11 protein-coding genes and 3 pseudogenes are annotated in these 13,524 nt (G+C 57.8%); 6 read left to right on the top strand and 8 right to left on the bottom strand.

What is annotated here, in order from left to right:
• The 5 genes and pseudogenes from GSQ83_RS30260 to GSQ83_RS02580 all read left to right on the top strand — a co-directional run.
• A pseudogene (locus GSQ83_RS30260) lies at positions 1-120 on the top strand (IS630 family transposase); the annotation flags it as partial.
• Between the two features lie 164 nt (positions 121-284).
• A complete protein-coding gene (locus GSQ83_RS31035; RefSeq protein ID WP_371417940.1) occupies positions 285-497 on the top strand; it encodes a copper chaperone PCu(A)C in 213 nt (70 codons plus the stop codon).
• Between the two features lie 450 nt (positions 498-947).
• Positions 948-2,819: a chloride channel protein gene (locus GSQ83_RS02570; RefSeq protein WP_158801190.1), complete on the top strand. Its 1,872-nt coding sequence runs from the start codon at positions 948-950 to the stop codon at positions 2,817-2,819.
• A gap of 33 nt (positions 2,820-2,852) precedes the next feature.
• A complete protein-coding gene (locus GSQ83_RS02575) occupies positions 2,853-3,176 on the top strand; it encodes a hypothetical protein (RefSeq protein ID WP_158801192.1) in 324 nt (107 codons plus the stop codon).
• Positions 3,177-3,483: 307 nt separating this feature from the next.
• The gene (locus GSQ83_RS02580) at positions 3,484-4,425 is read left to right on the top strand and encodes a YihY/virulence factor BrkB family protein (protein WP_158801194.1); all 942 of its coding nucleotides are present in this window, start codon (positions 3,484-3,486) and stop codon (positions 4,423-4,425) included.
• Positions 4,426-5,039: 614 nt separating this feature from the next.
• Here GSQ83_RS02580 and GSQ83_RS30840 read toward each other — a convergent pair.
• Positions 5,040-5,162, bottom strand: a complete 123-nt coding sequence (locus tag GSQ83_RS30840; RefSeq protein WP_256367206.1) for a hypothetical protein — start codon at positions 5,160-5,162, stop codon at positions 5,040-5,042.
• A gap of 281 nt (positions 5,163-5,443) precedes the next feature.
• On the opposite strand from GSQ83_RS30840, the gene GSQ83_RS02585 reads away from it, so the two are divergent.
• Complete coding sequence (locus tag GSQ83_RS02585) at positions 5,444-5,611, top strand: hypothetical protein (RefSeq protein WP_158801196.1); 168 nt, start codon at positions 5,444-5,446, stop codon at positions 5,609-5,611.
• A 9-nt stretch (positions 5,612-5,620) separates the two neighbouring features.
• Here the strand turns inward: GSQ83_RS02585 and GSQ83_RS02590 are convergent.
• The 7 genes and pseudogenes from GSQ83_RS02590 to GSQ83_RS02620 all read right to left on the bottom strand — a co-directional run bounded on the left by GSQ83_RS02590 (position 5,621) and on the right by GSQ83_RS02620 (position 13,397).
• A protein-coding gene (locus GSQ83_RS02590) for an IS630 family transposase (RefSeq protein WP_254065459.1) occupies positions 5,621-6,669 on the bottom strand; the annotation gives its coding sequence in 2 pieces (ribosomal slippage) (positions 5,621-6,183 and positions 6,183-6,669; 1,050 coding nt in all).
• A gap of 318 nt (positions 6,670-6,987) precedes the next feature.
• Positions 6,988-9,078 carry an acyltransferase family protein gene (locus tag GSQ83_RS02595; protein ID WP_371417935.1) on the bottom strand — a complete coding sequence of 697 codons (2,091 nt, stop codon included), beginning with the start codon at positions 9,076-9,078 and terminating at the stop codon, positions 6,988-6,990.
• Positions 9,079-9,222: 144 nt separating this feature from the next.
• Positions 9,223-10,119, bottom strand: coding sequence for a tetratricopeptide repeat protein (locus GSQ83_RS02600; RefSeq protein ID WP_216849877.1), 897 nt, complete (start codon positions 10,117-10,119; stop codon positions 9,223-9,225).
• A complete protein-coding gene (locus GSQ83_RS31040; RefSeq protein WP_158801203.1) occupies positions 10,110-10,556 on the bottom strand; it encodes an OmpA family protein in 447 nt (148 codons plus the stop codon). The genes GSQ83_RS02600 and GSQ83_RS31040 overlap by 10 nt, the downstream gene beginning before the upstream one ends.
• Before the next feature lie 1,368 nt (positions 10,557-11,924).
• Positions 11,925-12,290 (bottom strand): ATP-binding protein, encoded by a 366-nt coding sequence (locus GSQ83_RS02610; RefSeq protein WP_371417937.1) that lies wholly within the window; start codon positions 12,288-12,290, stop codon positions 11,925-11,927.
• Positions 12,291-12,297: 7 nt separating this feature from the next.
• A pseudogene (locus tag GSQ83_RS02615) lies at positions 12,298-12,681 on the bottom strand (IS21 family transposase); the annotation flags it as partial.
• Between the two features lie 55 nt (positions 12,682-12,736).
• A pseudogene (locus GSQ83_RS02620) lies at positions 12,737-13,397 on the bottom strand (IS6 family transposase).
• Positions 13,398-13,524: the final 127 nt, after the last annotated feature.

The following is a 13,524-nucleotide window of genomic DNA, read 5'->3' on the forward strand; positions in this document are numbered from 1 at the left end:
TTATCCAATCGCGTGTTTTCTTCATACGAGAACATCGTCGACCATTGCTGCTACGCCTGGAACAAACTCGCTGATCAACCCTGGACGATCATCTCAATCGGATCCCGGGACTGGGCATAGCGGTCATGATCAACGAGACTTGGTATTAGGCAGGTCGCTGATTTCGCCAGATATCGTGCACAAATAGTCTTACTCGTCGCGGGGAGTGGTCTGCTATCGATGCTTGCATCGGCCTACGCGGCTGCTCCCAATGCAAAACCTTGACCAACGATAGGCTGCGGGCCTTGCTTCCGTTCCGACCAGCCGCTGGCTACTTCACCCTCCGTAACCTCGGCGCCACGCCTCTCGTGTTAATTGGAGCTGAGATAAGAGGCTGCGGCTCTGCCATGTTGCACCGCTCTACGAATGCCGGTGGGAGCGAAGCCATGGAGATGGTCTCGTCAGTGTCAGTTTCTCCTAGGGCACAAATCGCATCGCGCCCGGCAACTATCATCTGATGTGTATGGGGCCGGATCCTAAAGTCCTCCAGGTTGGCGGGACCACGACAGCTATTCTCTACTTCACTAACGGCGAGCATCTCTCCGCGACACCAAGTGCGTGGAGCACGACCGTGAGAGCAATAGAGAGGCCTGATCGTCGCAATGTATCGACGCTCGTTCCAATCATGGCGCTGGCCGCTCCGCTTGTCGCCTGCGGTCAAGCTCCGCCCTGGTACGACATCAACGGGACGTCCCGGAATGGAGGCACCCTCTCTGGCGGGACGACCGGTGGCAATCTTGGAAAACCGCCTCGCATTCTTCGCGAGTGGCCACGGGAATGCGATCATGCGGATCATCGCCGGCAAGCTTACAGTTGGGGAGCGTAACGCAGTTGCGCGGTATGTGAGCCGGCTCCCAGCCTCCTGACTAAATGATGTAAGCACGTTCGATCACGCCGAGGAACATTGAATGACCGATGACATAGCGCCAGGAGACCCACGGTTAGTCGGCTATGCGCCGGAGGTCGAAGAGTCGTTCCGACCGCCTCCGGCACCGGCCGCTCTATCAGAGCAAGAGGTGCGTCGGATCAGCCTTCTGCCACTCTCGCTCCTCGCTCTCGTCGTCGGCGTTATCACGGGTGGGGGCGCCATCGTGTTTCGTGGGCTAATTGGTCTTGTTCACAACGTCCTATTCCTGGGACATTTCGCTTTCGCCTACAATGCAAGCCTTTTCACCCCGGCAAGCCCTTGGGGACCTCTAGTCATCTTGGTGCCAGTGATCGGTGGCATCGGCGTTACTTGGATCGTCTCCAATTTCGCGCCGGAGGCAAAAGGACATGGTGTGCCGGAAGTAATGGATGCCATCTACTATAAGCGAGGAGTGATCCGACCGGTTGTCGCACTGGTCAAATCCATCGCCTCGGCGCTCGCCATCGGCAGTGGGAGTGCAGTGGGACGGGAGGGACCCATCATCCAGATCGGTTCCGCGCTCGGTTCGACTTTGGGCCAGATCATTCCAATGCAAGCTGGTCAGCGGATTACTTTGGTTGCGGCAGGTGCCGGAGCCGGGATCGCCGCGACGTTTAACACTCCAATTGGCGGAGTTTTGTTCGCGACTGAACTGATGCTGCCGGAAATTAGCGTCAATACCTTTCTGCCTGTCGCCGTTGCGACCGGCACCGCGACCTTCATTGGAAGGCTTTTCTTCGGGTCGCAGCCAGCATTTACTGTTCCAACTGACCTTGCTGCGATACCGAATGAGCCCGGTAGCGTACTCACGCTCGCCCTCTATGCCTTACTTGGCGCCCTGATCGGCGTGGCCGCGGCGGGCTTTGTTCGCGGCCTGCATTGGGTAGAAGACGGTTTCGACAGAATTCCAGGGCGTTACCTTCGACACGCATGCGGCATGCTTGTCGTCGGCCTTATGATGTACCTGCTCTGGAGAGGCGCCGGACATTACTATATCGAGGGAGTTGGCTACTCGACCATCCAGGCTACTTTACAGGGCGGACTGAGTGCGGCTCCCTTTCTTCTGTTGCTTTTCGCCTGCAAGCTGTTGGCAACCTCGATCAGTCTAGGATCGGGATCTTCCGGCGGGGTCTTTTCCCCCTCACTCTTCATGGGCGCCACGCTTGGAGCCGCCTTCGCCTCGCTTGTAACAGGACTCTTCCCCGGTGCGCCCGTGAGCGTGCCGGCTTTCGCAATGGTCGGGATGGGTGCCATGGTCGGCGGCGGCACCGGCGCCGCGATGACCGCGGTTACAATGATTTTTGAGATGACGCGCGATTACAACATCGTGCTCCCCATGATCCTGGCGGTTGCGCTTGCATTGGCCGTCCGGCGTATACTGTCGCGCGAGAATATCTATACACTCAAGCTGGTGCGTCGAGGCCACCCGATCCCTAAGGCCCTACACGCCAATATGTTTCTCGTCCATAGCGCCGCGGACATCATGGAGCGCGATGTCCTTGTGCTTGATGAGACGACGTCATTCATGACATTCCTGGACATGGCGACACTTCAGGGCGGCCTGCAACATGTAGTGGTGACGCGCGCGGGTTCGATCGTCGGCGGCCTGCTGGTCGATGCCGATTTCCGGCGGGCCCTTGGCGCAGCCGATGGCGCCGCACTTCTGGGCGATCTCGTGCGACCAAATTTTACCATCGTGCGAGAAAGTGATATCGCGTTCGACGTGATCCGCACGATCTGGAGTCGCCGTGCGGCTATGGCTATTGTGGTTGGACGAACGGGCGATCAGGTGTCAGAGCGAGTCTTAGGGGTAATCACTAAGGAACACGTCGCCGACACGGTCGCGCGTAGCGTCGAGATTTACCCCGGTTGATGTCGTCGAGAAAGAGACGCGCGAGGGTTGGCGATGCCCGTTCCGGCACCTGAGCTTCATTGGCCAGCCGAACTGGTGGAAGCGGGACCGCAGGCTGACCCGTCAATACTGCTGGGTGGGACAGCCACTCTTAACGGCGTGCAGCATCATGTTTATGCCTTGCGCATTAATTTGGATCACATTACGCCCGATTTTAGGGCCGATCTCGATCAATCCCTCTACGCAGACCACGAGCTTGGCGTAATGTTGGACGAGGTATTCTATTTCGGCGGCGTAAGTCGTTCGTCAATTGTGGAGCTTGAAAGTAATCACTACATTATCTGGATGGTTCCTTCCGGGAGTTCATCGGGCGTTTGAAAACTAGACGAACAGACGCTAGCCTAGCTAGGAAGAGCGTCACCTGCATGAAGTTAAGCAAAAGATCGAAAAATTCGGGCGCATCAACTTTGTCTGGAAAAGTTTGGTCTCCCCGGGTCAGACCTCAGCGGAAATCAACACCGATCCATCGAACGGGCGAAGGGGGATCTCTAGGCGTGAAAAGATTGCTCAAACCACGCATCTCCCAAAATTGGAGCTTCACGGATGAAGTGGACGATCAGCCACGGTCTTGATCCTTGGACAACCGCCCCCTTCTCTCGGAGACACGGAAGTAAGGAGGCATCGGATGGATGAGCCGGCCATCACCGAGAAGAAGCCTTGGGCCATCTGGGCTATGACGAAAGATACCGTCAGCGGGTATATCGAAGACAATTGTCTTAGTCGCGGCGCGTCGATTGCTTACTTTACAGTGTTTTCCCTCGCTCCAATCTTGCTCGTGATGATCGCCATCGCGGGCTTCGTTTTCGGCGAGGATGCCGCGCGAGGCGTGCTTTTCGGAAAGCTCAAGGGAATGCTGGGCTCTGACGCGGCCGGCCTCGTTCAATCGATGATCCAAAGCGCGTCGAACAAGAAGTCTGGCGTCATCGCGACGGCCTCATCTGTGGTTATCCTGCTGATCTCGGCGAGCGGCGTCTTCGGCGAATTGCAGTCATCCCTGAACGCCATCTGGAAAGCCGATCCTTCGGCTGAGCATTCAACCGTGACCCGGCTCGTCAAGGCGCGCGCGCAGAGCCTGGGCCTGGTTGCGAGCTTGGGCTTCCTGCTGCTGGTGTCGCTCGCGATTAGCGCTGCTCTCACCGCTGCCTGGAACCGAATCAATCAGGTTGTTCCCGGCGTCGGCTTCCTACTGCGCTTCATCAATATTGGTATCTCCTTCTCGATTACCGCTGTGTTGTTCGCTGCGATCTATAAGGTGTTGCCGGACAAGAAGCTCGAATGGCAAGATGTCATCATCGGATCGCTATTTACCGCAGTGCTTTACGTCATCGGAAAGACAGGCATCGCCCTCTATATCGGCAGCAGTCATGTTGCTTCCTCCTACGGTGCCGCCAGTGCACTCGTGATCTTGCTCCTGTGGGTTTACTACTCGGCGCAAATCTTTCTGCTTGGGGCGGAGTTTACGAAGGTTTACGCCCACCGGCATGGCAGCCAAAGGCGGCGCTGGATGAACTGGCAGTTCTGGCAGCGGGTTCGTCCGGTCAAGCCGCCGCCGCCGCAGTCGGGTTAGCAACCGCGTTAAGCGGGGCGGCTCATTCAGGTCATGGCGTCGGCGTCCCGACTACCTCCAGCCGAGTATTACTCGCATCGAGACAGTGGTAGCGTGGCTTGAGGCAGTGCCCATGCTATGAAATCGATCCGAGTCCGCCAAACAGTTCTCACTTTTGCGATCGGAAACGATCCCTTGCAGGACTTGCGGCTACCCACCCGAAATAAGAAATCAGTGTCTTCTCTCGTGCGACCAGCCTCGCACGCCACGCGCACAATGTGAATCAATAATTACTTGGCAGATGATCGCGTTGTTAACCCAGATCGCAGTCTATACGAAGGAGCGCCTACCTACAGGCTTCGAGCCTGTGGGATGAGCGACGCTGCATCGACATCGACACCTACATTGGCACGGGTCCCGGGTTCGGTCCCGCTCCAAGCCTGGGAGACGCTAGGATGGAGATGAGGGGGCTGTTCGTTAGGTCGCCAGAGCTGCGCTCGGCCAGCCAAACGCCAGGCGCCACGGCGCTAGCGGCTGGCCGCCGACCAATCCGTCGCCTATAATGGGCGAGACCTCTTCCTGCCGGGCAACTGAATGATCAACTTCGACGTCCGAGGGTATATAAACGCGATTTGCTATCTTACGAAGCCAGGCGCCTTCAGCACATCCGTCGGCACGGTCACCACAAGCCTGAGGCCCGGGCGGGCGGCGCGAAAAGACGGCGCCCCCTCGAGCAGCGTCTTCAAGTTACCGAACAAACGGTCATCCTCGCGAGCGTCATCTTATCCGAGTAGTTTAAGGTGCCAAGTAGTAGGCATCGAGCCATAACTCCTTTCGGGGGTGCCTCCAGCACCGCCACTGGACGTGTCTTCCCTGGCTCGCCGCAGCAGTGAACCGTCTCTCCCTTGTGCAGTGCAACATATCGTGCTCTGATGGGGCAGCGCCCGATCGCGGCGAGCTTGTGGCTACCCATCTTGGCCGGTATCGCTCACGTGCGGCTGGCTCCCTTCGAGCGAATTTCCACACTAACGGGATGCAAATGACGAAAGCCGCCGATCTGAAAGAGGGCGAGATCGCAGCCCTCAAAGAGAAACTGGCCTTGATGGCCACCGAGCACGAGCGGCTTCTGGCTAATCTGGCATCCATTCTGAAGAGCCTGGACGCCGCGATCACCACATTCGGCGAGGTTTATACCAAGGCCCGTTGATCGCAACCGCTATGCCCAGTCCCGAGAACCGATTGAGATGATCGTCCACGGCTGATCGGCGAGCTTATTCCAGGCGTAGCAGCAATGGTCGACGATGTTCTCGTATGAGGAGAACACGCGATTGGATAGCCAATTGTCGCGCATGAATTGCCAAATGTTCTCCTGAGGGTTCAACTCAGGGCATTTCGGCGGCAGCGGCACGATCGTGATGTTCTCCGGGACATTGAGCCTGGGCGACATATGCCAACCGGCCTGATCAAGCAGAAGGGCGGCATGTCGACCTGGTGTGACGCTCTCCGAAATAACCTTCAGATGCAGGCCCATGGCTTCGGTGTCGCACCAAGGTAGAACGAGCGCTGCCGCGGTCCCTTTCTTCGGGCAGATAGCGCCGAAAATGTAGGTCCAGGCCGTGCGCTGGTCATGCGGGGCAGAGGGTCGAGTGCCTCGTCTTGCCCATCGCCGAGTGATCTTGTTTTTCTGCCCGATTCTAGCTTCATCAGCGAACCAAACTTCTATATCGCCGCGTTCGATTCCCTTTTCGCGCGCGATTTCGTCCAGACGGGTTGGGAGTTTTTTTTAAAAGTCTCGATCGCGCCCTCAGCCTGGGCATGGTGGCGTGGTCGCGCAGACAGCTTGCGGTATCCCATCTTGCGCAATTCACGGCTGAGCGTCTGCTTGGAGATGCTCACTTTATGTTCCTCGAACAGCCACTGACATAGGTCGATGATACGCCAGCGCACAACGCCATGGATCGCTGGAATAGGGCCACTCTCGACCTGAGCAGCAAGGGCGGCGCGCTGCGCCGCTAAGAGCCTGGCAGGCTGGCCAGGCGCCTTGCGATCGCGCAGGCCCATGGCGCCCTCCGCGTTGAACCTCAGCACCCAATCCCGCACGATCTGCAAGGTGACGCCGCCGATCTTGGCGGCGTCACTCCGCGTGCCGCCGTCGTAGATCGCCGCCAATGCCAGCAAACGGCGCGCCTGCGTGCCGTCCTTAGTCTTCTTGGCAGCAGCGCGCACCTGCGTCGCGCTAAAATCCGTTCGAAGCGGGATCGGCATGGCAAACTCCAAGGTTCGCCATCTTGAATCAGATCCAAGCCGATTCGGGAATCCCCCCACGAGTCACCCTTAACGAGACTCGGTATTAGTCCAATCCGTTGACGCGGCTTGATGGGCTGAGCAGGGCGTCGCCGTGATGCGTCGTGGAGGTCCGGACCGGCCCAAAGCGTAGACCGAAAATGGAATCCCAGCAGCGCAGCGCTTCATGCACAGACCACATAAAAGGGCGCCGCTGCGGCCGACGATCAATCCGCGGCGGTAAAATTGCGCGCGACCAGCATCCAATCATCCGGAGAAGGGCACTGTGATATGCTTTCCTCATCCACCGCGCCGTTCGTCTCCACTTTCCGCATAATGCAAACGACGAACGACGGGTATAATCTCACGAGCCACGAGAATACTCCCATAGTCTGAGATGTGGTCGTCATAACTGTAAAGCAGATGACCGTCCTTTTCGATCGGACAGCTGTTTCTCTTGGTTGAACACAGCACGCTAGTGGGATCAACGACTTTCAACCGACCGCTCCATTTCAACGACAGCCGTTTGATAACCTCTCGATAGACCTTTGTTCGTTCCATGTTGGCGCTAATCAATACCGAACAGTGATCGTTGATCCGATGCCGAAATATTCGATTAACGATCGCAAGTGAAGTGCGCCGGCTTATGCATGACACCGGATCAGCGAGTGTGGGGTTGTCCATAACCAGGACGACGTTCTTACCCGCGCCTGTCATGTCGGCGACCATTTTGTCCAGCCCGTGGAAGACGATCTCGGAGTTCCGAGTCTGAGCAAGATCCTTCAGATACGGATCGGTGGTCTGGAACAGCGACCGGATCGCTGTGACCAGGACTACGACCTGTATGGATGGATTCCGAGCGACGGCGTTGGCGGCGACGACCGTCATGCGCTCGAACCCCTTATATTGCCCGGCATCGCTAATCACCGGTATCGGTGCGCCTGCGGCTGCGGCACCGCCGATGAACATCCATCGCTCGTGATCAGAAGACTCTTTCACGAGGCCAGGAAACAACGCCGCTGCCTTCGAGTCACCCAGTAAAGCGTAAACAGGCTGCCCTCTCCGGTCCGCGACACAGAATGCGATGCCACGTTTCTCGTTAGATGACATTCCGCACTCGTTGATCAGTTCCGCAGAGACGTTCCCGACCTGGTTGTCTGATACGTTCAGCTGATTGATCGCTCGAGCAGGAACGCCATCGTGCTGGCGGATGGCTAGACCACCAAACCCGATCGTCGCTAAGACAGCGCAGAGAGCTGGTGCCACCATCCATCCGTGCAGGTGCCTGACGTTCCTCTCGACGGCTGCGTAGGTTAGGTAGGCCAGAATGAACGACAAACAGACTGCAAGCGTAGCGCCCGATGCAGGTAATGCGTCACCTTCCATAATCCGCAGGAATGACAATAACGGCCAATGCCATAGGTAAAGGGGATAGCTGATCAGACCAATCGCCACTATTGCCCTGCGCGATAGAATAAGTTTGTTGATTGCGGCATCCGGGCCAGCTGCGATTATCAGAAGCGCACCCGACGCTGGGAGCAATGCCGCCCAGCCGGGAAAATGATGGTCCGTCGACAACAAGACCACAGACGCGACGATCGCGGCGATTCCGATAGAGGACTTGAGGTTAGGGTAGGATACGAGTGTAACAGCGGAGCGCACGTTCCAGCGCGCGAGTCCGCAGCCCAGCATCAACTCCCAGAATCGCGAGACTGGCAGATAAAATGCAGCGACCGCATTTGTATATGTCAGATAAAGGTTGATTGCAAAAGATATAGTTCCGACTACCAAGGTCAAGGTGAACAAATTCACCCGACGCCACATGAATAAGGTGAGAATCGGCCAGACCAGGTAGAACTGCTCCTCGACCCCTAGCGACCAAAGATGAAGCAGTTCCTTGTTGTTGGCCGCGCTGTCGAAATATCCAGTCTGAACCCACAACAGGAAATTGGAGGAAAACAAAGAGGCCGCGACGACACTTTCTGCGAGGTCTTTGTACTCCGACGATATCAGTACAAAGTAGCCTATTACCAAAACCGCGCAGCAGACGATGATAAGGGCAGGAAGAATTCTTTTCGCGCGTCTGACGTAGAAGTTCAAAAGGCTAAAATTGTCTCTCTCCAGCCCCGTATAGATGATTGTACCGATGAGGAAGCCGGAGATCACGAAGAAGACGTCCACGCCCACGAAGCCACCAGGCACTAGCGTAGGATACGCGTGATATCCGACCACGGCGACAATCGCCATAGCGCGAAGCCCATCGATATCCGGCCGATAGGAGGCGTGGTTAGACGTCATCTCAAATGAGTTCTCTTGCGATAGGGGGCAAACCGAACAACTGCGCACCGGCCGAAAGCTTCCCACGAGGCGGGCTTCACGCCGGGATGGCATCGGTCAGTCAACAGAACGGAAGAACACCCGAGGTATCGCTGCCGATGGGCGGCCGCTGGCCGCTTCACCGCATGTGTGATGCCGAATTCGCTCGCGGCCCGGCCTCGGAAACAGGCTGACTGATCTTCTCAAGCGGCGTCACGATTACCCTCCACGGCGGCTAGATGGATGATCTGGAACCATTGCAGCAGGACGAGTCTTAGTATCGTCCGTCACGGTGAAGCGATTCCAGCCGCTGGTGGAATAGTGCGAGCCGTCTTCGGCAACAGCGTAGACGCGCCAAGCGAACCGATCGGCATCATTCAGGGGTACCACTATTGCTGTCAAGTCGGTGTAACCTGAGTAGACTTCGTTGGAGTTGCCGCCCCTCATCTCCCGCAGTTCAACGAAAAAGCGGGTAGCACTGGGTTCCGGCGGCGCAAGCCAGACCAACTCTACGTCACGATTAGGTGTCAGCACCGCGTCCGTACCGACCGGATATGCGGCCAGAGGGGGCGCAAAGCGCTTCGAGGTCGAGTAGTTTATCGCTCGCTTGAGATCCCTCCGCTTTGCGTCCGCCGCCGGTATAACGGCACTCGCTATGCCATACCATTGTTCGGCCACGTCTAAATTTTGCGGCACTCCGTCGCCGGTCTCATAGAGTTGCCCGATGTTGAAGGCGGCCCGGGTATGGCCGCGGGCGGCGGCGCGAGAGTACCAAGATGCCGCCTTTGAGGCGTCGTGGACTATGCCCCGCCCACTGTCATACATAACACCGACATTGAACTCCGCAGTTGGCAAACCGGCTGCAGCCGCGCGCTCATAGTAGGCGAAGGCCCGTGTTGGATTGGCTTCCACGCCTGCGCCAATATCGTAAAGGAGCCCGAGGTTGAATTGGGCGAGTGCATCACCCTGCTCCGCCAGCTGCGACCAAATCTTAAGGGCGTCCTGAAATCGGCCGGAATCGTAAGCTGCCTGACCATCGCAGACTGTGGCGGCGGCTGCGTATGCTGGCCAGGCGGCGACGGCCAAAACCAGCAGACCGAGGTGGCTTAGCGCCACGTGATCTCGACACGTCGGTTACGCTGCTCCGCGACCCCCTGCGCGGTGGCTATAGCGGGCTCCGTCTCGCCTGTCGCAAGAACCTGAAAACGATCTGCAGGGATCCCACGTGAAATTAGTGCTATAAGCACCGTGTCAGCTCGACTCTGCGACAGAAGAAGATTGGCTTCGGCAGGACCCGTGGTATCGGACATTCCCTTAACGATCATGACGATTGGCTTGCCATCATTGTAAAGACGTGACGCTTGATCGAGTACCCTAGTCTCATCGGAGCGGATCGCGCTGCTGCCGGTATCGAAATAAATGGAAAGGCTACTCGGGGCTTTGCTGGCGGCCGCATCTTGGGGTGTGCTCGTTGTCGACTGAGCAAAAGCTGTCGGAGAGCTCAAGATTGCTAAGAGAGAGAATGTCAGGCTCGACCTACTAATGTAGCTCATGGGAGTTCCTCGTGTTGGACTAAAGGTTAACTTCGACGGTTCCTGGTCGCGGCAGCGGTGCTTGCTTCATCAGTTTAATGGCAGCATCGTGACCAGTCAGATCCTTTACTTTCTGAGCGACCAACTTCGCTCCACCGCTGTCGTCGGAGAAGAAGTATGTGACGCTACCCTCTTGGAAGGGCCGAGTGTGGTTATCCCGACTGACCACATCAACAGCTTGACTTTGTAGTTTCCGCAAGATTGCCGTCGCTTGCGAGACCTCGTCAGGAATTTTCGAAGAATAGTTGACATAGACGTGAAGCGCTGTGCCTTCGGGAAGAGCATCAACGTTTAGGAAGGCCGTTGCAACTTCAGACCGGCCAAGCGGCGTTGGCATTGATGGGTGAGGCGGGACCGGAAGTAAACGCACAGGCTTCGCGGCTACGACGGGCGCTGGACCTACTCTAACCGCATGAGGAGGCGCACTGGGTGTTCCCTGCTGCCAACTTTTAGACCAGTCGAGCAGCGCTTTCGGCGGCGTGGGCACGGGCTGAGGGGGAAAAGCCGTGGACGCTATAGTGGCCGCGTAGGGCTCTTTGGGGGGCGCTCTGTCCAGCTGCCCGATATCCGCTCGATCGGAAGTGGTTTGAGCTTCGAACGATGAAGTGTCTGACCGATGCGCCTTAGATACCGGAGCAAGCGGGCGAGGTGAAGATATCGCCGCAACCGCATTGCTGGCGATGTCGTACGTGGGCTTAGAGCGACTTGTTTGGCTAAGGCGTGAGACAGGTCTTACGCTCGAGTATAATAGGAATGACGTTGTGGAAATTGCTAACAGGAGGCCAAGCGTGATGGAGCGGACGCCGATGCGCGTCACCATGACCGGTCGCCTTACCCGACCGTTCCGGCCGCGTTTTGCCTGACGGAGCCGTTCCAGTTGGTCGAGCAGTTTCTTTGATTCGACAGCGTCGTCTGCTCCCGACGCGAGGTAATTAGCCTGCGAAACCAATTCACGCAGCCATATCGTTTTCTCTCGTTCGTGAGGATCCGTGCTGAAACTGGGTGCAGCACGCTCGTTATGCGAAGGTGGGTAGCCCTTAGGCATTCTGCACGGCTCCCCTGCATAGAGCCGACCGAGACTTGCCCCGCGTTGGCTCTCTTTGCGTGCCCACAATCACAGCCGCGCTTGCGCTGATATCGAAATTTGCTCTTCGGGTCCGCACATCGACTCATCCTTTTGGCTAATAGGCAAAATTGTAATCAGCCTTTTTCGGTATCGCGACTATCGCACATCCCATCGTGCGTCCTCCCCTGGCTAGACTACGGGGTTCGTCCCCTTCTAGATGCGCGGATCCGTTGCTGGAGCGGGATTTCGCCGCGGCGCTAGGCTCATCTGTGGACGCCCCCGGAGAAGCAAGAAGATTCTTGCCTTCTGACGCGTGGTTGGGTCTCATGAGCCTCGATCCAGCTTCCTTTTAGCAGCTCTTGAACCAATTGGCGGTCAAGCCCGCGTGGAGCGCGGTAGTCGATGCCTTCGGGCGCCGCTTGATGGCGGAGCTTGGCGTGCCGGAGGCGAGCGCCCATGCGTTTGTCCTGGCGATAAACGACTTCGCGATCGAGGAGCATGGCGAGCCACTCGCTGTGCTGGAGGCCGGCCGCCTCAAGGTCCGTGATGAGTTCCGAGAAAGCCTTGGCCATGCCATGTAGGCCCAAGGCGTTGAGCTGAGCGAGAGTGGGGTGGTTCAGCATATTCATCTTTCCTTCAGTGGTAATATCGAGAGCCACGGATGTTGATGTGCTCGATCTCAAGCTCGGACTGTGGAGCGGACCCGCGCAGATGCTGCGCGGGCAGGCCGTCGAGCTTCTTGTCGAAGATCGAGCGGACCGGCCCGTAGGCCCGAGCGCCAATTTCCAGGGCGCGTAGGCACGCCGCTTCGACCCGGGACGCGCCGAAGCTCCTAGCCAAGCCAACGATCCCGCGACAGGAGCGGAAGCCCTGCTCGGGATGAGGCCGATCTTCGAAGATCAACTGACAGAGGAGCTCGACCGACGGCCCGATGGCGATCGCTTCCTGCATGATCCTCTCAATCGTCCAATCCTTATGACGGCGGTGGCTGGAGGGCATGTGGTCGGCGACGGTGGCATTGTCACATTAATTGGAAGAGGACGCATCTGAACGAAGCGCGCGGACTGAAAGCCGATCATGCCGCATTCCGCGCATAGGTCTCCTCCTGCCAAACCTCGAAAGTCAAGGAACGCTTCATCCGATAGCTGCGTGCCGTCAGCGGATGGCGTCGTGGTCGAAAGTGGCCGTAGATGAAGGCGTGAGCCAAGAGGAACCGCTGAGCCTGCCGCGGCGATTTGAAGCGCTGCATTTGCCGTTCGCGGCGCCGGGTCGGGCGATGTGAATTCTCGGCGCGATTGCTCAGGTAGCGGCTTTGCCGGTGCTCGACATCAGGCAGAAGCTCGCGTTGGGCCACGGCGTAGCTCTTCAGCTTGTCGGTGATGAGAACGCGGGGTACGTATTGCAGCTCCTTCAGGAGACGCTTGAAGAAGCGCTTCGCTGCCCCGGCGCTGCGGCGGGCCTGTACCAGAACGTCAAGCACGGTGCCGTCTTGATCGACGGCGCGCCAGAGATAATGCTGTTCCCCGTTGATCCGAATGAAGACTTCGTCCAAGTATCATTTGTCACCGGGCCGGTCGGCGCCGACGAAGATTGTTCGCGAAGCTCGCGCCAAACTTCAGACACCATCGACGGATACTCTCATAAGAAACAAAGATGCCGCGCTCCGCCAGGAGCAGCTCGACATCTCGAAAGCTCAGGCTGAGTACATGATAGAGCCAGACCGCGTGCCTGATCAGCTCGGCTGAAAACGATGGCGATAATGTGGGTCGGGCGGCTTCTTCATTCCTCCATCCTGGCGCAGGATCGGGCCGCCCGCCAGACCCGGTTACCGTGACAATGCCCGCAGCAAGCCGTGGAAGCCGC

This window comes from Acidisoma sp. L85 (assembly GCF_009765865.1).
GTDB lineage: Bacteria > Pseudomonadota > Alphaproteobacteria > Acetobacterales > Acetobacteraceae > Acidisoma.